Consider the following 20,662-nt stretch of genomic DNA (forward strand, 5'->3'; position numbering starts at 1 on the left):
ATGCGCATTGTCATCGCTGGAGGACACGGTCAGATCGCCCTGCGTCTGGAGCGGCTGCTCTCGGCGTCGGGGCACGAGCCCGCGGGGCTCATCAGAAACCCGGACCAGGCCGACGATCTGCGGGCGGCCGGCGCGGAACCGATCGTCCTGGACCTGGAGTCGGCGACGGTGGAGACGGTCGCCGAGGCCCTGCGGGGCGCGGACGCGGCGGTCTTCGCGGCGGGCGCGGGCCCGGGCAGCGACGTGGCCCGCAAGGACACGGTGGACCGCGGGGCGGCGGTCCTCTTCGCGGACGCGGCGGAACGGGCGGGCGTACGCCGCTACCTCGTCATCTCCTCGATGGGCGCCGACGCGTCCCACGAGGGCGACGAGGTCTTCGACGCCTACCTGCGGGCGAAGGGCGCGGCGGACGACGACGTACGCGCGCGTGCGGCCCTGGACTGGACGATCCTGCGCCCCGGCATGCTCACGAACGACGCGGGCACGGGCCTGATCCGCCTGGAGGCCTCGACGGGTCGCGGCCCGATCCCCCGCGACGACGTGGCGGCGCTCCTGGCGGAACTCCTGGAGACCCCGGCGACGGCGGGCCTGACCCTGGAGGCCGTCTCGGGCTCGACCCCGATCACGGTCGCGGTGAAGGCGGTAGCGGGGAACTGACCCCACGGGGGCGGGGGCCTGAAAGGGCAACCGCCCCACCCCCTCAACGAAGAAGGTCCCCGGTGCGAACACCGGGGACCTTCTCTATCGCGTGGCGGCGCCAGGATTCGAACCTGGGTAGGCTAAGCCGACGGATTTACAGTCCGCTCCCATTGGCCACTCGGGCACACCGCCATGGGATGTCGCTGCTCGGAGCCGCTTTTCGGCGGTGCTCCGGGGCAACGACGTAAACGATACCCGATCCCCCGGGGTGCTTCGCCACCGGATTGATCAGCGGTTCGGGGGTGATCGGATGACTAGGCTTGCCCCGTACGCCCACGCAACCGCAACGCATTCGACGCAAGGAGCCACACGTCATGGCCGACTCCAGTTTCGACATCGTCTCCAAGGTCGAGCGGCAGGAGGTCGACAACGCCCTCAACCAGGCCGTGAAGGAGATCTCCCAGCGCTACGACTTCAAGGGCACCAACGCCTCGATCTCCTGGTCGGGCGAGAAGATCCTGATGCAGGCCAACGGCGAGGAGCGCGTCATGGCGATCCTCGACATCTTCCAGTCCAAGCTGATCAAGCGCGGGATCTCGCTGAAGTCGCTGGACGTCGAGGGCGAGCCGCAGCTGTCCGGCAAGGAGTACAAGCTCTTCGCGTCGGTCGTCGAGGGCATCTCCCAGGAGAACGCCAAGAAGGTCGCGAAGGCCATCCGCGACGAGGGCCCCAAGGGCGTCAAGGCGCAGGTCCAGGGCGACGAGCTGCGGGTCAGCTCGAAGAGCCGGGACGACCTGCAGGCCGTGCAGGCGCTGCTCAAGGGCAAGGACTTCGACTTCGCGCTCCAGTTCGTGAACTACCGGTAGGCAGCGCTCCACCCCAGCGAACTGCGTGTCCGAAAACCGCCAGCCCCGCGCGGGGCGGCCCTCGCACACTGGACGAGAAGTGAGCGCGAGGAGAGGAACCGCCATGACGGTGTACGCGTACGTCGACGGGCCGCTGGGCCCGATGCTGCTCGTCGGGCGGAGCGCCGGCGAGGCGGGCCCGGTCGAGCTGGTCTCGCTGTCGCTGCCCGAGCAGAAGGGCGGTGCCGCCGTCGAGGACGGGTGGCGGCACGCGCCCGAGGCCTTCGAGGAGGTCACCCGCCAGCTGGCCGAGTACTTCGCCGGGCGGCGGGAGCACTTCGACATCCCGTTCGCGGTCGGCGGTACGGAGTTCCAGCGGCGCGTCTGGCGGGCCCTGGAGGAGATCCCGTACGGCAGCACCGTCTCGTACGGGGAGATCGCCCGGCAGGTCGGCACCTCCGGGGCCGCCGTCCGTGCCGTCGGCACCGCGATCGGGCGCAATCCGCTGCTGGTCGTGCGCCCCTGCCACCGGGTGATCGGGGCGGACGGGAGTCTGCGCGGGTACGCCGCCGGCCTGGAGCGCAAGGAGCGGCTGCTCGGCCTGGAGCGGGCGGTGTGATGGACGGGCTCTTCCCGCGCGAGCGGGCCGTCGTCGCCCCCGGTGCGGTGCATGTGCCGGGGTGGCTCTCCCTCGACCGGCAGCGGGAGTTGGTGGCCGCGTGCCGGGAGTGGGGGCGCGGGCCGCTGACGTACGAGCACACCGTGCTGCCCGGCGGCGGGGTGATGTCGGTGCGGTCGCTCTGTCTCGGGCGGCGCTGGGTCCCGTATCGGTATCTCGACGCGGTCGAGGTGGAACTGCCCGGATGGCTGGGCGAGTTGGGGCGTGAGGGCGTCCGCGAGGCCTACGGGGAGGAGGGCCTGCCGTTCGTCCCCGACACCGCTCTCGTGAACTTCTACGACGCAGGCGCCGGCGCGAGGATGGGGCTGCACCAGGACAAGGAGGAGCGGTCCGGGGCGCCGGTGGTGTCGTTGAGCCTCGGCGACCGTTGCGTGTTCCGGTTCGGGAACACCGCGAACCGGGGGAAGCCGTATACGGACGTGGAGTTGGCCTCCGGGGACCTGTTCGTCTTCGGCGGGCCCTCACGCTTCGCGTACCACGGCGTGCCCAAGGTCCTCGCCGGTACGGCCGATCCGGCGCTCGGGCTGACGGGGCGGCTGAACATCACCCTGCGCGAGACCGGGCTACGGGGCGAGGCTCGGCCCTGGCCGGAGGCGGCCCACGTCGAAGGTCGGCCTTAGCGCGAGCGTGAGTGGCCGAAGAGGATGCGGTACGCGATCAGGAGCACCAACGCCCCGCCGACGGCCGAGATCCAGGTGGCCGTGTCGTAGAAGCCGGTGGTGATCGGGCGGTCCAGGAACGTGGACGAGATCCAGCCGCCGGTGAAGGCGCCGGCTATGCCGATGAGGGTCGTGCCGATGAGGCCGCCCGGGTCGCGGCCCGGGAGCAGCACCTTGGCGACGACGCCCGCGATCAGGCCGAGGACGATCCAGCTGATGACGTTCATGTCCGAAAGGACGCGCGGGCGCCGGGCGCGGTTGCGAAGCCCCCGGCGGTGCCCGGCGGTGCCATCCGTAATGTGCCGTGCATGACACACGGCCCGCGCCGCTCCCCCGGCGGCTTCGACGCTGTCGTCATCGGGCTCGGCGCGACGGTGGGCGCCGGGATCTTCGTCGCGCTCGGCCCGGCGGCCGAGGCGGCCGGGGCGGGGCTGCTGCCGGCGCTCGGGATCGCCGCCGTCGTCGCGTACTGCAACGCGACCGCCTCGGCCCGGCTCGCCGCCCGCCACCCGGCCCCGGGCGGCGCGTATGTGTACGGTCGCGAACGCCTCGGGCCGTTCTTCGGCCACCTCGCGGGCTGGGCGTTCGTCGTCGGCAGGACGGTCCAGGCGGCCGGGCTGCTCTTCTCCCCGTTCGCGGGGTACACGCGGATCGCCCCGCGCGGCGAGGAGGTACGCGGTCCGGCCCGGGTACGCGATCCGGCCCGGCCGATCCCCCGCGCCGCGCCGCCCGCCCTCGGCGTCGCCCTCGGTATCGCCCTCGTCGTCTACGCGGCGGTGGCGGTCGCCGTCCTGGCCGTCCTCGGGCCGCGGGTCCTCGCGGCGGGCACGGTCGCCTACGCCGTCAGCCGAGGGCGCCGCGAGCACCCACCGGCGTGAGCGCGGTCCCGGGGTGCCTCTCGCGGCCGTCTCCCGCCGACGCCGGCCGGGCGGGGCGGGGCGGGCGGTGGCGAGTCCACCGGCCCGGTCAGCGGGCGGCGTACGGGTACGGCTCGTCCGAGGGGACGATCTCCTTGCCCAGGGGGAGCAGGGAGACCGGGATGAGCTTGAAGTTGGCGATGCCCAGCGGGATGCCGATGATCGTGATGCACAGCACGATGCCGGTGGTGATGTGGCCGAGCGCGAGCCACCAGCCCGCGAGGATCAGCCACAGCACGTTGCCCACGCAGGACGGCGCGCCCGCGTCGTGGCGGTCCACGACCGTGTAGCCGAAGGGCCAGAGGGCGTAGACGCCGATCCGGAAGGCGGCGAGGCCGAAGGGGATGCCGATGATCGTGATGCACAGCAGGAGGCCCGCGAGCATGTAGCCGAGGAACATCCAGAAGCCGCACAGGATCAGCCAGATGACGTTCAGGATTGTCTTCACGGGCGATGACCTGCCATCTGTTCGAGTCGGGCGATGCGCTCCGCCATCGGCGGATGCGTCGAGAACATCTTCGAAACGCCTCTGCCCGCTCCGAAGGGGTTGGCAATCATCATGTGGCTCGCGGTCTCGATCTTCGGCTCCGGCGGCAGCGGAAGCTGCTTCGTACCCGAGTCGAGCTTGCGCAGGGCGCTGGCCAGGGCCAGCGGGTCGCCGGTGAGCTGGGCGCCCGCGGCGTCCGCCTCGTACTCCCGTGAGCGACTGATGGCGAGCTGGATGACGGAGGCGGCGACGGGGCCGAGGATCATGATCAGGATCATCCCGAGCAGACCCGGGCCGTCGTCGTCGTTGGAGCGGCCGACCGGGATCAGCCAGGCGAAATTGACCAGGAACATGATCACGGACGCGAGCGCTCCGGCGACCGAGGAGATCAGGATGTCCCGGTTGTAGACGTGGCTGAGCTCGTGGCCGAGGACTCCGCGCAGCTCGCGCTCGTCCAGGATCGCGAGGATGCCCTCGGTGCAGCACACCGCGGCGTTCCGCGGGTTCCGGCCGGTCGCGAAGGCGTTCGGCGCCTGGGTGGGCGAGATGTAGAGCCGGGGCATCGGCTGGCGGGCCTGGGTGGAGAGCTCACGCACCATCTTGTAGAGCCCGGGGGCCTCGAACTCGCTCACCGGGCGCGCGCGCATGGCCCGCAGGGCCAGCTTGTCGCTGTTCCAGTAGGCGTACGCGTTGGTGCCGAGCGCCACGACGAGCGCGACGATCAGCCCCGTACGTCCGAAGAAGCTGCCGATGACGATGATGAGGGCCGAGAGCCCTCCGAGGAGTACGGCAGTCCTCAGCCCGTTGTGCCGGCGGTGCACGGTACGCCCTCCAGGTGGTGCGGCAGGAGAACCCTTTGCTCGATGGTGGTCCTCACCCGGACGTCGTCCGGGAGGGGAGTCCCGTGTCCAGTGGACCCTCCCGTACTGGTCAACGCCAGGCGGGAGTCGCGGGTTCCCTTGCGCCCGTGGGGGCTGCGTGGGCTGTACGGGTGATCCGTACGGTGATCAGCGCGGATTCGGGAGACCGGCGGAGACGAGGGCCTCCGTGACGGGCTCGACGTCGCTGGTGCAGTGGGCGCAGCGGGAGGCGATGGCGGGGATCTCGGTGAAGCACCGCGGGCAGTCCCGCAGCTGGAGCTTCGCCTCGACCACTTCCTCCTTGACGAACCGCGCCTGGACCTTCGTCATGGGGACGACGATGCAGAAGTAGAGGACGGCGGCGGTGATCGAGAAGGCGATGGCCGCGGAGATCGCCAGGCCGTACGGGAAGATCGTCTGCCCGACCTTGAACTGCGCTTCGCTGAAGTCGCCGACCGAGCCGGTGGCGAGACCGATGAGCGGGGTGATGAACGCCTTGCTGATGCCGGTGACGACGGCCGTGAAGGCCGACCCGACGGCCAGGCCGATCGCCATCGAGACGACGTTTCCGCGAAGTATGAAGTCCTTGAAACCGGTCAACACGGGTGAAGCTCCTTGACGCGAATCTCTGTGAGGTCCGTAGGGGTCAGAACAGACTGTCCGCCGCGAAGCGCAGAGCGAACTGCGGGTAGCCCGACAGCACGACACCGGCGACGGCCGCCAGCCCGATCGCCAGGGTGATCGGGGCGGGCACGCGCGCGTGGACCCGCTCCCCCACCGGGTCACGGAACAGCAGCGCCGTCCACCGCAGGTAGTAGAAGAGGCCGATCACGACGTTCACGCCCATGATCACGGCCAGCCAGCCGAGGCCGGCGTCGACCGCCGCCGAGAAGACGGTGACCTTGGCGAAGAGGCCGATGATACCGGGGGGCAGACCCGCCAGATTGAGCAGGAAGAAGCCCAGGGTGAGGGCGAGCAGCGGACTGGCCGCGTAGAGGCCCCGGTAGTCGGCGACGCGGTTCTCGGGGTGCGTACGGGCGACCAGCGCCGCTACCGCGAAGGCGCCGAGGTTCACGACGGCGTACATCAGGGCGTACGCGACGGTGGCGCCGATCTGGTCGTCGCTGGAGTACGCGGCGGCGGCGATCGGGACCAGGAGGTAGCCGGCCTGGGCCACGGAGGACCAGGCGAGCAGCCGGACCGCGCTCCACGCGCGCGTGGAGACCTGCCGCAGCGCGGCCACGTTGCCGACGGTCATGGTCAGCGCGGCGAGCACGGCGAGCGCCGGCCCCCAGATGTCGGCGTACGAGGGGAAGGCGACGACCGTCACCAGGATGAGGCCGGTGAAGCCGACGGCCTTGCCGACCACCGAGAGGTAGCCCGCGACGGGCAGCGGGGCGCCGACGTAGGTGTCGGGGACCCAGAAGTGGAAGGGGACGGCGGCCGTCTTGAAGGCGAAGCCGACGAGGGTGAGCGCCACGCCCGCCTGGGCGAGGGTCTCCAGGCCGGCTGGAACGTCGTCGAGCCCCTGGGCGATCTCGGTGAGGTGGAGCGTGCCGGTGGCCGCGTACACGAAGCTCACGCCGAGCAGGGTGACGGCGGTCGCGGTGACCGAGGAGAGGAAGAACTTCAGCGCCGCCTCGCTGGACATCCGGTCGCCCCGGCGCATGCCGACCAGGGCGAAGGCGGGCAGCGAGGCCACTTCGAGGGCGACGACGAGGGTCGCCAGGTCGCGGGAGGCGGGCAGCAGGGCCGCGCCGGCGGCCGAGGAGAGCAGCAGGAACCAGTACTCCCCCGCCGGGAGCTTGTCGCGCGTGTCGGCGAGCGACAGCAGCGCGGCGAGCAGCGCCCCGCCGAGGACCAGGAGCTGGATGACGAGGGTGAACCGGTCGGCGGTGTAGCTGCAGGCGGCGGTCGCGGCCGGTTCGGTGGTGAGGCAGAAGGTCGAGCGGTCCCCCGCGCGCAGCGGGACGAGCAGCGCGATCGAGGTGACGAGCCCGGCGATCGCGGTCCAGCCGAGGAGCTGCTTGTGGCGCGCGGGGAGGAAGAGGTCCGCGACGAGGACGGCGAGCGCGACCACCGCGGTGAGGGTGGGCGGCGCGATCGCGAGCCAGTCGACGGACTGGACCTGGGCCGTGGGGGTCACGAGTTTCCTCCCGCGAGGAGCTGCTGCACGGCCGGGTCGGTCAGGCCGAGGAGAACCGCCGGCCACAGCCCGGCGAGGACGGTGAGGGCCACGAGGGGGGTCCAGGCGGCGAACTCGTACCCCTGGACGTCGGCGAGCGTGGTCTCCCCGCTCGGCCGGGGGCCGCCCATGCAGACGCGGCGGACGACGAGCAGGAGGTACGCGGCGGTGAGGAGGGTGCCGATGCCGCCCATCACCATGAAGGTGAGGAACGCGGGGCGGCTGAGGCCCTCGGCCGGTTCGAAGGCGCCGAACAGGGCGAGCATCTCGCCCCAGAAGCCGGCCAGGCCGGGCAGTCCGAGGGAGGCGACGGCGGCGAAGGCGAGCAGGCCGCCCAGGCGTGGGGCGCGGCCGTAGAGGGCCGCGCCGGTGGCGCCGGCGAGGGTGTCGAGGTCGGCGGTGCCGTACCGGTCCTTGACCGCGCCGACCAGGAAGAACAGCAGGCCGGTGATGAGGCCGTGGGCGATGTTGGCGAAGAGCGCGCCGTTGACGCCGGTGGGGGTCATGGTCGCGATGCCGAGGAGGACGAAGCCCATGTGGCCGACGGAGGAGTACGCGATCAGCCGCTTGAGGTCGCCGTTGACGCCGGGGCGCGTGAGGGCGAGGCAGGCGAGGGATCCGTAGATGATGCCGACGGCGGCGAAGGCGGCCAGGTAGGGGGCGAAGGTCCGCATGCCGTCGGGGGTGATCGGCAGGAGGATCCGGACGAACCCGTACGTACCCATCTTCAACAGGACGCCGGCGAGGAGGACCGAGCCGACCGTGGGGGCGGCGGTGTGGGCGTCCGGCAGCCAGCTGTGCAGCGGCCACATCGGGGTCTTCACCGCGAGCCCGAGACCGATCGCGAGGACGGCGATGACCTGCACGGATGTGGACAGTCCACGGCCGTTGTCGGTGGCGAGTGCCACCATGTCGAACGTGCCCGCCTTCAGCCCGATGAGGAGCAGGCCGAGCAGCATGACGACCGAGCCGAGCAGCGTGTAGAGGATGAACTTCCAGGCGGCGGCCTGCCTGCCCGCACCGCCCCAGCGGGCGATCAGGAAGTACATCGGGATGAGGACCATCTCGAAGGCCAGGAAGAACAGGACGAGGTCGAGGACGGCGAAGGTCGCGAGGGTGCCGGACTCGAGGACGAGGAGGAGGGCGACGAATCCCTTGGGGGAGGGACCGGTCGGCATCTTGAAGTAGCTGTACAGCGCGCAGAGGAAGGCCAGCAGCGCGGTCATGACCAGGAGGGGGAGGGAAATGCCGTCGACACCGAGGTGGAGCCGCACGTCGAGGGCGGGGATCCACATGATGTCCGTGCTCGCCTGGATCCTGGACGGCTGGTCGTGGTCGAAGCCGAGCGTGAGGACGATCGCGGCGAGGAGGACGGCGCCGGTGACGATCACGCCGTGGCGCAGCACGGCCTGGTCGGGCGAGCTCCCCTTCAGCCCGGGCGGGGCCGGGAGGAGAGCGGCGACGGCACCGACGAGCGGGCCGGCGACGATCAACGCGAGAAGGAACTGCATCACGGATTCGCTGATATCGATCACGTCTCACGCTCCGGCGGCGACGAGTACGGCGGCGATCGCCAGGACGACGGAGCCGGCGAGCAGGGCGCTCAGATAGGTCTGCACGTTGCCGGTCTGGGCGCGGCGGACGAGCCGGCCGAGCCACTGGGTGCCGGTGCCCGCGCCGCGTACGTAGGTGTCGACGACCTCGCGGTCCAGGAAGCGGACCAGGGAGGCGGCGGCGAGGACGGGGCGGACGAAGGCGGCGGTGTAGAGGGCGTCCAGGTGGAAGCCGGCGGCCGCGGGCCCGTGCAGCGGGCCGAGCAGGGCGCGGCCGGGGTCGGCCGGGTCCTCGGCGGGGTGCGGCAGGCGTAGCGTCTCGGCCTCGACCTGGCCCGCCTCCGCGTCGGGATGGGCGACCTGCGTCGGCACGGCCTCGCCCGCGGGAGCCGTGGTGGCGGGCGTCCTCGCGGCGAGGGTGCGCCAGACGGCGTAGGTGACGGCGGCGCCGACCACGGCGATGCCGGTGCCGAGGACGGCGGTGGTGACGGTCGGGGTGAGGGCGTGGCCGTCGAACCAGTCGTCGAGGTAGGTGACGGTCAGCCCGAAACCGAGGGAGGGAATCGCGAGCAGCCACAGGACGGCGGTCATGGCGACCGGCTGGCGACCGTGGTGGGGGGCCTCCGCGCCTCGGCCCCGGAAGGCCAGCAGCCAGAGCCGGGTCGCGTAGGCGGCGGTGAGGAGGGCGGTGAGCAGGCCCGCGACGAGGACGGTCCAGCCGGCGCCGGCGGGGGCGACGGTCCGGTCGCCGAGGGCGGTGTGCTCGGCGGCCACGAGGACGGCTTCCTTGGAGAAGAAGCCGGCGAACGGGGGCAGGGCGGCGAGCGCGAGGAGGGCGACGGTCATCGTCCAGTACGCGTCGGGGATCCGCTTCGTCAGGCCGCTCATCCGGGACATGGCCGAGAGCGAGTTCGTACCGGCGGCGTGGATGACGACTCCGGCGGCGAGGAAGAGCAGGGCCTTGAAGGCGCCGTGGGCGAGGAGGTGGAAGACGGCGGCGCCGCGGTCGCCGACGGCCAGGGCGCCGGCCATGTAGCCGAGCTGACCGATGGTCGAGTAGGCGAGGACGCGCTTGATGTCGTCCTGGGCGAGCGCGGCGAGCGCCGAGCCGACCATCGTCACGGCGGCCATCACGGCGAGCACGGTCATCGCGGCGGCGGACGAGGCGAAGACCGGCAGCAGGCGGGCGACGAAGTAGATGCCGGCGGCGACCATCGTCGCCGCGTGGATGAGCGCGGAGACGGGGGTGGGGCCGGCCATCGCGTCGGGGAGCCAGGTGTGCAGCGGGAACTGCGCGGACTTGCCCGCCACGCCCGCGAGGAGCAGCAGCGCGACCAGGGTGGGGTGGTCCAGGGCGCCGGCGGCGACGGCGCCGAGGATCCCGTCGATCCGGAACGTTCCGGCGTCGGCGGCGAGCGCGAACAGGCCGATCAGGAAGGGGACGTCGCCGAGTTTGGTGACCAGGAAGGCCTTGAGGGAGGCGGCGCGCGCCTCGGGGGTCTCCCAGTAGTGGCCGACGAGGAAGTACGAGCAGATGCCCATGATCTCCCAGCCGACCAGGAGCACCATCAGGTCGCCGGAGTAGACGACGAGCAGCATCGCGGAGGTGAAGAGGGAGACGAGCGCGGCGTACGAGGGGTAGCGCGGGTCGTCGCGCAGGTAGCCGGTCGAGTAGATCTGCACGCAGGAGGCGACGACGCCGACGAGGACGGCGACGAGGGCGGCGAAGCCGTCGATGTTCAGGGCAAGGTCGATGGGGACCGAGCCGGTGGGGGTCAGCTGGGTGGCGGCCTCGATGGGCTTCCCACCGCCCTGCCGGACGGCGACGACCGCGGCGAGCACGGCGGCGGCGAGCGTCGGCAGGACGGCGAGGGGGCGGACGTAGCCGGGGGCGGTCCGGCCGAGGAGCAGGCCGGCGGCCGAGCCGAGGAAGGGGAGGAGGGGGACGAGGAGGGCGAGGGTCGTGGTGGTCACGCGGTGGCCTCGGCCTTCTCGTCGGGCTCGGCGTCGGCGGCCTGGGTCGTGGTCCCGGCCGGCGACTCGGCCGTGTCGCGGAGCCGGTCGACGTCCGAGCTGCCGCGGTTGCGGTAGACCATCAGGACGATCGCGAGGCCGATGCCGATCTCCGCGGCCGCGATGGCGATGGTGAAGAGGGTGAGCGCCTGGCCGGCGTGCAGGGCGTCACGCAGCCAGACGTCGAACGCGACCAGGTTGAGGTTGACGGCGTTGAGCATCAGCTCGACGGACATCAGGACCAGGATCGCGTTGCGGCGCGCGAGGACGCCGTAGAGGCCGACGCAGAAGAGCAGGGCGGCGAGGACGGCGGGATAGGCGAGATGCATCAGTCCCGGGCCTCCTTGGCGTTCTTGCGGGACAGGACGATCGCGCCGACCAGCGCGGCCAGCAGCAGCACGGAGAGCGCCTCGAAGGGCAGCACCCAGTGCCGGAAGAGCATCTCGCCGGTCACCTTCGTGGAGCCCTGGGCCGGTCCGTCCAGGTCGATCCAGGTCGTACGGAAGGCGTCGACGACCACCCAGACAAGGGAGGCGGCCGCGACGAGCGCGACCGCGAGGGCGACGGGCCGGTTGCCCGAGTCGGCGTCGGGGGAGCGGCCGATGGGGGCCTTGGTGAGCATGAGCCCGAAGAGGAGGAGGACGACGACGGAACCGACGTAGATCAGCACCTGGACCCAGGCGATGAACTCGGCGGTCAGCAGCAGGTACTCGACGGCGAGCCCGCCGAGCGCCACGACGAGCCAGAGGGCGGCGTGCACGAGCTGGCGGGTGGTGACGGTGACGACGGCGGCGCCGAGGGTGACGAGGCCGACGAGGAGGAAGGCGATCTCGACGCCGGAGGGCGAGAGGAAGCCGGGAGTGGCGGAGGTGGGGACGGCGGTGGAGGCGGCTGTGGAGGCGGCTGTGGAGGTGTGCGCGGCGACCTGCGTGGCGACCTGCGTCGCGGCTGCGGCGAGGTTCACTTCTGGTCCCCCTCGGCCTGCGGGGCGTCGGACTGCGGGGCGTCGGACTGCGGGGCGTCGGACTGCGGGGCGTCGGCGGCGGCCTCGGCCTGAGCTGCCGCCGCCTTGTCCGCCGCCTTGCGGGCCGCGGCGATCTCCTTCGGCTCCTCGGCGCGCGGGTCGAGCGCGGGCGGCTCGGGCACCGTCCACATCCACTCGCGGAGCTTGTCGCGTTCGTGGGTGAGCTCGTGGATGTCCGTCTCGGCGTACTCGAACTCGGGCGACCAGAACAGCGCGTCGAAGGGGCAGACCTCGATGCAGATGCCGCAGTACATGCAGAGCGCGAAGTCGATCGCGAAGCGGTCGAGGACGTTACGGCTGCGCTCACGGCCGCCGGGGGCGGCGGCGGGCACCGTCTCCTTGTGGGAGTCGATGTAGATGCACCAGTCGGGGCACTCACGGGCGCAGAGCATGCAGACGGTGCAGTTCTCCTCGAAGAGCCCGATGACACCGCGAGTGCGGGGCGGGAGTTCGGGCTGCCGGTCGGGGTACTGCGCGGTGTGCGAGCGCTTGGTCATCGTACGGAGCGTGACGGCGAGGCCCTTGGCCAGGCCGGAACCGGGGATCGGGGACATCAGTTGATCGCCACCTTCACGATGCCGGTGAGCGCGATCTGCGCGAGAGCGAGCGGGACGAGGGTCGTCCAGGCGAGCTTCTGGAGCTGGTCCTCGCGGAGCCGGGGATAGCTGACGCGGAGCCAGATCACGACGAAGGCGAGGATCGCGGTCTTGAGCAGGGTCCAGACCCAGCCGAGACCGTCGGCGCCGAACGGGCCGTGCCAGCCGCCGAGGAAGAGGACGGTGGTGAGGCCGCAGAGGACGACGATGCCGGCGTACTCGGCGAGCAGGAAGAGCGCGAAGCGGAGGCCGGTGTACTCGGTGTACGCGCCGAAGATGATCTCGGAGTCGGCGACAGGCATGTCGAACGGCGGGCGCTGGAGCTCGGCGAGACCGGCGACGAAGAAGACGAGGGCGCCGACGATCTGCCAGGGCAGCCACCACCACTCGAAGGCGTTCAGGATGCCGGGGAGGGAGACGGTGCCGGCGGCCATCGCGACGGAGGCGGCGGTGAGCAGCATCGGGAGCTCGTAGGCGAGCAGCTGGGCGGCGGTGCGCAGACCGCCGAGCAGGGAGAACTTGTTGGCCGAGGCCCAGCCGGCCATCAGGCTGCCGAGGACACCGACGCCCATGACGGCGAGCACGAAGAAGATCCCGGCGTCGACGACCTGCCCGACCGCGCCTTCGCTCGGGCCGATGGGGATGGCGACGAGGACGAGGAGGTACGGGAGGAGGGCGACGGCCGGGGCGAGTTGGAAGACGCGGCGGTCGGCGCTGGCCGGGACCACGTCCTCCTTCTGCGCGAACTTGACCCCGTCGGCGACGAGCTGGGCCCACCCGTGGAACCCACCGGCGTACATGGGGCCGAGGCGGCCCTGCATGTGTGCCATGACCTTGTGCTCGGCCTGCCCGACGACGAGGGGCAGAGTGAGGAAGACGGCGAAGACGACGAGCAGCCGGAGGGCGACGTCGAGTACGTCGTTCACGCGGGATCGCCTCCGGAGGGGTGGGGGTTGGCGGCGGGGTCTGCGGGGTTGGCGTCGGGGTCTGAGTCGGGGTCCGCGGGGGCGGGGTCCGAGGGGGCGGGGTCCGAGGGGGCGGGGTCGGCCCGGTCGGGGCGCTGGTCGGCGTCCGGCTCGGGGGCGGTTCCGGCGTCGGCCTCGGACCGCTCCGGGGCCGTGGGTGTCTCGGGCCGCTTCGGTGTCGCCTCGGCCTCGGGCGCCTCCGGGGCGTCCTCGTCCTCGAACGCCGGGCGGGCGTGGTGCCAGGGCGCGTCCGAGCTCCGGGTCCGCGACGGCGGGGCGGGCTCGGCGGGCGTACCCGCCTGGCTCGCGGAGCCGTCGGACGCGCTGCGGCTACGGCGCGGCGGGCGGGCCGGGGCAGGGGTCTCCGGGGCGCTGTCGGCTTCGGCGCCGGGCGCCTGGCTCGCCGAGCCGTCCGACGCACTGCGGCTACGGCGCGGCGGGCGGGCCGCGGTGGTCGGCGGGGTGCCCGCGTCGGTCGCGGCCGTGGGCGGGGTGCCCGCGTCGGCCGCAGCCGACGGCGAGGTGCCCGCATCCGTCCCAGTCGACGGCGAGGTGCCCGCGTCGGCCCCAGTCGACGGCGGAGTAACCGCGTCCTTGTCGACTGCGGGCGGCTGCGGTGCCCCCGTTCCGGGGGCCTGGCTCGCTGAGCCGGCCGCCGCCGTGCGGGCGCGGCGGGCCGGGCGTTCGGCGGCGGAACCGGCGCCTGCTGCCGCACCGGCCGCGCCAGCCGCGCCGGCCGCACGGCCCGCACCAGCACCCGCGCCCGCCGCGCCGGCGGCGCGCGGTGTGCGGGCCGGGCGGGCGGGGGCGGGCGGGAGCTGGCCCTTCATGGGGCCCCAGTCGTTGGGGTCGGGGACGCCCGGCGGCAGCATCTGGCGACGCTTCGGCCCTCCGTGGTCCGACTCCCCCGGCTCCTTCGCCCCCGGCCACGCCTTCGCGACGCGCGCCGCGAGCACGAAGTCCTTGCGCAGCGGGTGGCCCTCGAAGTTCTCCGGCAGGAGCAGCGGCACCAGGTTCGGGTGGTCCGTGAACGCGACGCCGAACATCTCGTGTGTCTCCCGCTCGTGCCACTCCGCGCCCGCGTACACCGGCACCGCCGTCGGCAGCACCGGCGACTCGTGGCTCACCGTCGTCCGCACCAGCAGTCGACGCACCGCGCCACCCTCCAGGGCGGCCACGTGCGCGCAGACCCGGAAGCCGACGCCCGGCTCGTCCACCGCGCTCAGCCAGTCGAAGTAGGTGCAGCCCAGCTTGTCCCGCGCGATCTCCAGCGCGGCGATCCACGAGCCGGCCGGCACGTCCACCGTGAGCAGGTCGTACGCCCGCAGCGCCGTCGCCTCCGCGCCGAAGACGTCGGTCACGGACTCGGGGAGACCGTCGTACGCGTTCACCTGTCCTCACCGCCCGGCTTCGGCGGCTCCACCAGAGCGCTGGTCAGCTGGCCGACCGACGGACCCGAGTACCGCGCCGCCAGAGACTCCCGGGCGATCTTCTCCTGAAGCTTGAGGATGCCCTGGAGCAGCGCCTCGGGGCGCGGCGGACAGCCCGGTACGTACACGTCGACGGGGATGATCTGGTCGACGCCCTTCGTCACCGAGTACGAGTCCCAGTACGGGCCGCCGCAGTTCGAGCAGGCGCCGAAGGAGATGACGTACTTGGGCTCGGGCATCTGCTCGTACAGCCGCTTCACCGCCGGCGCCATCTTGTCCGTCACCGTCCCGGAGACGATCATGAGGTCGGCCTGGCGCGGCCCGGGCGCGAACGGGATCACCCCGAGCCGGATGAAGTCGTGGCGGGCCATCGACGCGGCGATGAACTCGATCGCGCAGCAGGCGAGGCCGAAGTTGAAGACCCAGAGGCTGTAGCGGCGGCCCCAGTTCAGGACCACCTTCATCGGCTCGGGCGCGAGGCGGGCGAGCGGGCCGAGCGTCGGAGCCGGAAGCGGAACCGGAGCCGAGGCCTGTGCCGAAGCCTGAGCCGAGGCCCCTGCCGAAGCCTGTGCCGAGGCCCCTGCCTGAGGGGCGGCGTGGGCCGGCGTCGCGGCCTGGTCGGGGGTCGGGGTCACGTCCATGTCAGGACGCCCTTCTTGTACGCGTAGAGCAGGCCCACGGCGAGGAAGCCGAGGAAGATGAACATCTCGACCAGCGTCGTCGCGCCGTACCCGGGCGCGGCGAACACGGTCGCCCACGGGAAGAGGAAGATCGAGTCGACGGCGAAGATCACGTACAGGAACGCGTACACGTAGTAGCGGACCTGGGTGTGGGCCCAGCCCTCCCCCACGGGGTCGACACCGCACTCGTACGTCAGCAGCTTCTCCGGCGTCGGGACGACCGGCCGCAGCAGTCGGCCCGCGCCGAACGCCACGGCGACGAAGAGCACGCCGACGACAGCGAGCAGTCCGACGACGGAGTACGACTCGAAGTAGTCCGCCGCGAGTCCGATGCCCGCCCGCACGGTCGGATCCGGCACGTCCACCCCTCGCTTCCTGCCCGTTTCGACGATCTGTACGCACGGGAGTCTAGGCCCTGCTAAAGATCCCGTAAGCGGTGTGTCACGGACTGAACGGTGGGGATATCCCTACTCCCGTTCACCTACGAACCCCATGGCGGGCCCGGGCCCCCGACCGGCACGCTGGGCACATGAGCGCCGACACCGAGACCCCGCTGCCGCCCGTCCGCCTCGCCTACGGCCGGCACACGTGGAAGGAGATCTCCTTCCTCCTCAGCAATCTGCTGACCACCGTGGTCGGTTTCGTGTACACGGTGGTGGCGGTCGCGATCGGCGTGGGTCTGGCCGTCACGGTGATCGGCCTGCCGCTGCTCGCCCTCGGTCTCGCCGGGGCGCGCGGCATCGGCCGGTCCGAGCGGGCGAGGGCCCGGGGGCTGCTCGGCGTACGGGTGGAGGAGCCCAGCCCGCTCCCCCGCCGCCACGGCTTCTTCACCTGGCTGTGGACGGCGCTGAAGGACCCGGTGGGGTGGCGGACGCTGCTGTACGGCTTCATCCGGCTGCCCTGGGGGATCGTGACCTTCACGGTCACCCTCGTCTCGCTGATCGTGCTCTGGCCGCTGCTGCCGTTCGTGGCGCGCGGTCTGTCCACCGCCGACCGGGCCATGGTGCGCGGGCTGCTGTCGCCCTCGGACGAGCTGGAGCGGCGGATCGCCGAGCTGGAGTCGGACCGGGGCGTGGTCGTCGACACCGCCGCCGCGGATCTGCGCCGCATCGAGCGCGATCTGCACGACGGCGCGCAGGCCCGGCTCGTGGCGCTGGCGATGGGGCTCGGTCTGGCGAAGGAGAAGCTGCTGGAGGACCCGGAGGCGGCGGCCGCGATGGTCGACGAGGCCCACGGGGAGGTCAAGCTCGCGCTCCAGGAGCTGCGCGACCTCGCCCGGGGCATCCACCCGGCGGTCCTGACCGACCGGGGCCTGGACGCCGCGCTCTCGTCGATCTCGGCGCGCTGCACCGTCCCGGTGAAGGTGACGGTCGACCTGACCGAGCGGCCCGCCGAGGCGATCGAGGGCATCGCGTACTTCACCGTCTCCGAGCTGCTGCAGAACGTCTCCAAGCACTCCCGGGCCCGTTCCGCCTCCGTGGACGTCTGGCGCCGCGAGGACCGGCTCCTGCTCCAGGTACGGGACGACGGGCAGGGCGGCGCCCGGCTGGACGGCGGTACGGGGATGTCGGGCCTCGCGGAGCGGCTGGGCGCCGTCGACGGGCTCTTCGTCCTCGACTCGCCGGACGGCGGGCCGACGACGATCACGGCGGAGCTGCCGTGGCGGGCGCGCGCGTAGCCCTTCTCCCTCTCCTGCGCCTTCCCTCTTCCTGTCCCGCCTCCTGTCCCTCTTCTCCTTCACCTCCGCCCTCACCCTCCCCTTCCCCGAGCAGAAACGGACCACCGCGATGGCCGCCTCCTCCCGCCTCCCCGCCGCGATCCGCGCGCCGTTCGAGGCCCGCACCTGGCGCGAGTTCGGCTATCTGGTGCTCGGGCTGCCGCTCAGCTGCGTCTACTTCTCCCTCTCCATCGCCCTTGTCGCGGCGGGCGCCGGCCTCCTCGTCACCTTCCTCGGCATCCCGGTCCTGGCCGGCGCCCTCGCGCTCTGCCGGGGTTTCGGTGCCGTGGAGCGGGCCCGGGCGCGCGGGCTGCTCGGGCTCGACGTGGCAGCGCCCGAACCGGCCCGGGGCCGTACCGGCGGACCGATGGCGTGGATGGGGGCGACGCTCAAGAGCGGCGCGTCCTGGCGGCACCTGCTGTACGCGCTCCTGCACCTGCCGTGGGCGATCTTCGCCTTCACCGTCTCGGTGACGCTGTGGGCGTGGGGCTGGGCGCTGTTCACGTACCCGCTGTGGCAGTGGATCTTCCCGATGTACGCGGGGCAGGACGGCATCCAGCTGTACGGCGACCGGAACCACGCGTTCTATCTGGACTCCGCCTTCGAGATCGCCGTCACCTGCGGGGTCGGGCTGCTCTTCGTGCTCGTCGGGCCGTGGATCATCCGCGCGCTGGCCTCGGTGGACCGGCTGATGGTCTCCGGGCTGCTCGGGCCGTCGCGGCTCGCGACCCGCGTCACCGAGCTGGAGTCGGACCGGGGCGCGGTCGTGGACACCGCGGCCGCGGACCTGCGCCGTATCGAGCGTGATCTGCACGACGGGGCGCAGGCCCGGCTCGTCTCGCTCGCCATGGATCTGGGCCTCGCGAAGGAGAAGCTGGCGGAGGACCCGCGGACGGCGGCACGGATGGTCGACGCGGCGCACGGCGAGGTGAAGACCGCCCTGCGGGAGCTGCGGGAGCTGGCCCGGGGTATCCACCCGGCCGTCCTGACGGACCGGGGCCTGGACGCGGCGCTGTCGGCGGTCGCCTCGCGCTGCGTGGTGCCGGTGTCCGTGGAGGTGGACCTGCCGGCCCGGCCGGTGCCGGCGATCGAGGGCATCGCGTACTTCACCGTGTCCGAGCTGCTCCAGAACGTGTCCAAGCACGCTCAGGCGCGGCGGGCGTGGGTGGACGTGTGGCGCGTCGGCGACCGGCTGCTGCTACAGGTGCGGGACGACGGGCGGGGCGGGGCGGACTCGGCGGCCGGGCGGGGCCTTGCCGGGCTCATGGAGCGGCTCGACGCGGTCGACGGAGTGCTGGCGGTCGACTCGCCCGAGGGCGGACCGACGACGGTCACGGCGGAGCTGCCCTGGCGGGCGTGACGGAGTGGACTCGTCTGCGGGCGGCCCGACGACGGTCACGGCCGAGCTGCGCGGAGCCGCCCTGGCGGGCGTGACGGAATCGCGTCATCGCGTACGGCGCCCACGCGGGTCTCGGGGCCCGGGTGGGCGCCGTTCCCTGATCGACGCGGCAAGGGCCCCGGGGTTGCCCGGGGTTGGGGGGTGGGGTGGAATGCTGGGGCTCGCAATGATCGGTGGAACATGGGGGCTTCAGGTCGTGGAAGACGTGGCGGACAGAGTGCGTGTGGTCATCGCCGAGGATTCAGTGCTGCTCCGCGAGGGCCTGACCCGGCTGCTGACCGACCGGGGGCACGAGGTCGTCGCCGGCGTCGGTGACGGAGATGCCCTGGTCAAGACCGTGGCCGAGCTGGCCGGCGAGAACGCGCTGCCGGACGTGGTGGTCGCGGACGTACGGATGCCCCCGACGCACACCGACGAGGGCGTCCGGGCGGCCGTGCGGTTGCGCAAGGATTACCCGGGAGTGGGCGTCCTGGTCCTCTCGCAGTACGTGGAGGAGCAGTACGCCACCGAGCTCCTGGCCGGATCCAGCCGGGGCGTCGGCTATCTCCTGAAGGACCGGGTGGCCGAGGTCCGCGAGTTCGTGGACGCCGTCGTGCGGGTGGCGCGGGGCGGGACCGCGCTCGATCCCGAGGTCGTGCAGCAGCTGCTCGGCCGGAGCCGTAAGCAGGACGTGCTCGCCAACCTGACCCCTCGCGAGCGCGAGGTCCTCGGGCTGATGGCCGAGGGCCGGACGAACTCCGCGGTCGCCAAGCAGCTCGTCGTGAGCGACGGCGCGGTGGAGAAGCACGTCAGCAACATCTTCCTGAAGCTCGGTCTGTCACCGAGTGAGGGGGATCACCGTCGCGTGCTCGCCGTACTGACCTATCTCAATTCCTGATGTGCTGATTATCTGACACCCTGTCAGGTGGCTTGATTCGGACCTAAGACCCAAGAACGAGCGGAACGCGACTTTCCGGAAGGCTCTGGGGGGCGACAGAACGTGACGATTCATGGCAAACATACATCTCAAAACGAGGTCCACGATGCGAGAAGTCCCGGGGAGGCCCACCTCACCGTCGTAGGGTGGGCCACGGGGCCGGGCGGTTGGCCGTCCGCCCCGCGAGCCTTCTCCCGCCTCTGGCGGAGAGACCCTTGCCGCGAGGGAGGTCCAGTTCAGTGACCAGCCAGGTCAGTAGCGAGGCCGGTGGGGCCCTGGTCGGGGAGCAGCGCAGCGCCCCGGCGGCGCCCCACCACGGCGACGAGAAGGAAGTCCGCCGACTCGATCGGGTGATTATTCGGTTCGCCGGTGATTCCGGTGACGGTATGCAGTTGACGGGTGACAGGTTCACTTCGGAGACGGCGTCCTTCGGGAACGATCTGTCGACGCTGCCGAACTTTCCCGCCGAGATCCGGGCGCCTGCCGGGACGCTGCCGGGTGTCTCCTCGTTCCAGTTGCATTTCGCCGACCACGACATCCTGACCCCGGGCGACGCGCCGAACGTGCTGGTCGCGATGAACCCGGCCGCGCTGAAGGCCAACATCGGCGACGTGCCGCGTGGCAGCGAGATCATCGTGAACACCGACGAGTTCACCAAACGCGCCATGGCCAAGGTCGGCTACCCCGCCTCGCCCCTGGAAGACGGCTCGCTGGACGCCTACCACGTGCATCCGGTGCCGCTGACGACGCTGACCGTGGAGGCGTTGAAGGACTTCGGGCTGTCCCGGAAGGAGGCCGAGCGTTCCAAGAACATGTTCGCGCTGGGCCTGTTGTCGTGGATGTATCACCGGCCCACCGAGGGCACCGAGCGGTTCTTGCGGCAGAAGTTCGCGAAGAAGCCGCAGATCGCCGAGGCGAACGTGGCCGCGTTCCGGGCGGGCTGGAACTTCGGTGAGACGACGGAGGACTTCGCCGTCTCCTACGAAGTCGCTCCGGCGACGACGGCCTTCCCGGCCGGCACGTACCGCAACATCTCCGGGAACCTGGCCCTTTCCTACGGCCTGATCGCGGCGTCGCGTCAGGCGGATCTGCCGCTGT

At 72.0% G+C, this 20,662-nt stretch carries 22 protein-coding genes, 1 tRNA gene and 1 pseudogene; 9 read left to right on the top strand and 15 right to left on the bottom strand.

Annotated elements, in window-relative coordinates:
* On the top strand, positions 1-657 hold the full coding sequence (locus ACIPPS_RS05510; RefSeq protein ID WP_401427068.1) for an SDR family oxidoreductase: 657 nt from the start codon (positions 1-3) through the stop codon (positions 655-657).
* Between the two features lie 92 nt (positions 658-749).
* On the opposite strand, the gene ACIPPS_RS05515 is transcribed toward ACIPPS_RS05510, so the two are convergent.
* A tRNA-Tyr gene (locus ACIPPS_RS05515) sits at positions 750-831 on the bottom strand.
* A gap of 182 nt (positions 832-1,013) precedes the next feature.
* Here ACIPPS_RS05515 and ACIPPS_RS05520 point away from each other — a divergent pair.
* From ACIPPS_RS05520 to ACIPPS_RS05530, 3 genes are all read left to right on the top strand, one after another.
* Positions 1,014-1,505 (top strand): YajQ family cyclic di-GMP-binding protein, encoded by a 492-nt coding sequence (locus tag ACIPPS_RS05520; RefSeq protein WP_401427070.1) that lies wholly within the window; start codon positions 1,014-1,016, stop codon positions 1,503-1,505.
* 103 nt (positions 1,506-1,608) lie between these two features.
* Positions 1,609-2,103, top strand: coding sequence for a methylated-DNA--[protein]-cysteine S-methyltransferase (locus tag ACIPPS_RS05525; protein WP_401427072.1), 495 nt, complete (start codon positions 1,609-1,611; stop codon positions 2,101-2,103).
* On the top strand, positions 2,103-2,783 hold the full coding sequence (locus ACIPPS_RS05530) for an alpha-ketoglutarate-dependent dioxygenase AlkB family protein (RefSeq protein ID WP_401427074.1): 681 nt from the start codon (positions 2,103-2,105) through the stop codon (positions 2,781-2,783). The genes ACIPPS_RS05525 and ACIPPS_RS05530 overlap by 1 nt, the downstream gene beginning before the upstream one ends.
* Here ACIPPS_RS05530 and ACIPPS_RS05535 read toward each other — a convergent pair.
* Positions 2,780-3,049 carry a GlsB/YeaQ/YmgE family stress response membrane protein gene (locus ACIPPS_RS05535; RefSeq protein WP_401427077.1) on the bottom strand — a complete coding sequence of 90 codons (270 nt, stop codon included), beginning with the start codon at positions 3,047-3,049 and terminating at the stop codon, positions 2,780-2,782. The genes ACIPPS_RS05530 and ACIPPS_RS05535 overlap by 4 nt on opposite strands.
* Positions 3,050-3,130: 81 nt before the next feature.
* Here ACIPPS_RS05535 and ACIPPS_RS05540 point away from each other — a divergent pair.
* Positions 3,131-3,646 (top strand): annotated as a pseudogene (locus ACIPPS_RS05540) (amino acid permease); the annotation flags it as partial.
* A 142-nt stretch (positions 3,647-3,788) separates the two neighbouring features.
* Here the strand turns inward: ACIPPS_RS05540 and ACIPPS_RS05545 are convergent.
* From ACIPPS_RS05545 to ACIPPS_RS05605, 13 genes are all read right to left on the bottom strand, one after another.
* Positions 3,789-4,187, bottom strand: a complete 399-nt coding sequence (locus tag ACIPPS_RS05545) for a YccF domain-containing protein (protein WP_401427080.1) — start codon at positions 4,185-4,187, stop codon at positions 3,789-3,791.
* Positions 4,184-5,047 (bottom strand): zinc metalloprotease HtpX, encoded by an 864-nt coding sequence (gene htpX, locus ACIPPS_RS05550; RefSeq protein WP_401427082.1) that lies wholly within the window; start codon positions 5,045-5,047, stop codon positions 4,184-4,186. The genes ACIPPS_RS05545 and htpX overlap by 4 nt, the downstream gene beginning before the upstream one ends.
* 186 nt (positions 5,048-5,233) lie before the next feature.
* Positions 5,234-5,689, bottom strand: a complete 456-nt coding sequence (locus tag ACIPPS_RS05555; RefSeq protein WP_401427084.1) for an MscL family protein — start codon at positions 5,687-5,689, stop codon at positions 5,234-5,236.
* A 43-nt stretch (positions 5,690-5,732) separates the two neighbouring features.
* Positions 5,733-7,232 carry an NADH-quinone oxidoreductase subunit N gene (locus ACIPPS_RS05560; protein WP_401427087.1) on the bottom strand — a complete coding sequence of 500 codons (1,500 nt, stop codon included), beginning with the start codon at positions 7,230-7,232 and terminating at the stop codon, positions 5,733-5,735.
* A complete protein-coding gene (locus ACIPPS_RS05565; protein WP_401427228.1) occupies positions 7,229-8,782 on the bottom strand; it encodes a NuoM family protein in 1,554 nt (517 codons plus the stop codon). The genes ACIPPS_RS05560 and ACIPPS_RS05565 overlap by 4 nt, the downstream gene beginning before the upstream one ends.
* A gap of 27 nt (positions 8,783-8,809) precedes the next feature.
* Positions 8,810-10,798 carry an NADH-quinone oxidoreductase subunit L gene (locus tag ACIPPS_RS05570; protein ID WP_401427089.1) on the bottom strand — a complete coding sequence of 663 codons (1,989 nt, stop codon included), beginning with the start codon at positions 10,796-10,798 and terminating at the stop codon, positions 8,810-8,812.
* The gene (gene nuoK / locus ACIPPS_RS05575) at positions 10,795-11,166 is read right to left on the bottom strand and encodes an NADH-quinone oxidoreductase subunit NuoK (protein ID WP_401427091.1); all 372 of its coding nucleotides are present in this window, start codon (positions 11,164-11,166) and stop codon (positions 10,795-10,797) included. Before nuoK ends, ACIPPS_RS05570 begins: the two co-directional genes overlap by 4 nt.
* A complete protein-coding gene (locus ACIPPS_RS05580) occupies positions 11,166-11,666 on the bottom strand; it encodes an NADH-quinone oxidoreductase subunit J (RefSeq protein WP_401427230.1) in 501 nt (166 codons plus the stop codon). The genes nuoK and ACIPPS_RS05580 overlap by 1 nt, the downstream gene beginning before the upstream one ends.
* Before the next feature lie 131 nt (positions 11,667-11,797).
* Entirely contained in the window at positions 11,798-12,415 is a 618-nt protein-coding gene (locus ACIPPS_RS05585) for a NuoI/complex I 23 kDa subunit family protein (RefSeq protein ID WP_401427093.1), read from the bottom strand.
* Positions 12,415-13,383 carry an NADH-quinone oxidoreductase subunit H gene (locus ACIPPS_RS05590; protein ID WP_401427095.1) on the bottom strand — a complete coding sequence of 323 codons (969 nt, stop codon included), beginning with the start codon at positions 13,381-13,383 and terminating at the stop codon, positions 12,415-12,417. Before ACIPPS_RS05590 ends, ACIPPS_RS05585 begins: the two co-directional genes overlap by 1 nt.
* Positions 13,380-14,813 (bottom strand): NADH-quinone oxidoreductase subunit C, encoded by a 1,434-nt coding sequence (locus ACIPPS_RS05595; protein ID WP_401427097.1) that lies wholly within the window; start codon positions 14,811-14,813, stop codon positions 13,380-13,382. Before ACIPPS_RS05595 ends, ACIPPS_RS05590 begins: the two co-directional genes overlap by 4 nt.
* Complete coding sequence (locus tag ACIPPS_RS05600; protein ID WP_401427099.1) at positions 14,810-15,493, bottom strand: NADH-quinone oxidoreductase subunit B; 684 nt, start codon at positions 15,491-15,493, stop codon at positions 14,810-14,812. The genes ACIPPS_RS05595 and ACIPPS_RS05600 overlap by 4 nt, the downstream gene beginning before the upstream one ends.
* Positions 15,484-15,891, bottom strand: a complete 408-nt coding sequence (locus ACIPPS_RS05605; protein ID WP_361967877.1) for an NADH-quinone oxidoreductase subunit A — start codon at positions 15,889-15,891, stop codon at positions 15,484-15,486. The genes ACIPPS_RS05600 and ACIPPS_RS05605 overlap by 10 nt, the downstream gene beginning before the upstream one ends.
* A 170-nt stretch (positions 15,892-16,061) precedes the next feature.
* On the opposite strand from ACIPPS_RS05605, the gene ACIPPS_RS05610 reads away from it, so the two are divergent.
* The 4 genes from ACIPPS_RS05610 to ACIPPS_RS05625 form a co-directional block, all read left to right on the top strand.
* Positions 16,062-17,210, top strand: a complete 1,149-nt coding sequence (locus tag ACIPPS_RS05610; protein WP_401427101.1) for a sensor histidine kinase — start codon at positions 16,062-16,064, stop codon at positions 17,208-17,210.
* Positions 17,211-17,319: 109 nt separating this feature from the next.
* Positions 17,320-18,609, top strand: a complete 1,290-nt coding sequence (locus ACIPPS_RS05615) for a sensor histidine kinase (RefSeq protein ID WP_401427103.1) — start codon at positions 17,320-17,322, stop codon at positions 18,607-18,609.
* 256 nt (positions 18,610-18,865) lie between these two features.
* Entirely contained in the window at positions 18,866-19,525 is a 660-nt protein-coding gene (locus ACIPPS_RS05620) for a response regulator (RefSeq protein ID WP_401427232.1), read from the top strand.
* A 278-nt stretch (positions 19,526-19,803) separates the two neighbouring features.
* On the top strand, positions 19,804-20,662 hold an 859-nt coding region (locus tag ACIPPS_RS05625), incomplete at its 3' end, for a 2-oxoacid:acceptor oxidoreductase family protein (RefSeq protein WP_401427106.1).

This window comes from Streptomyces sp. NPDC090127, assembly GCF_044746945.1.
Lineage (GTDB): Bacteria > Actinomycetota > Actinomycetes > Streptomycetales > Streptomycetaceae > Streptomyces.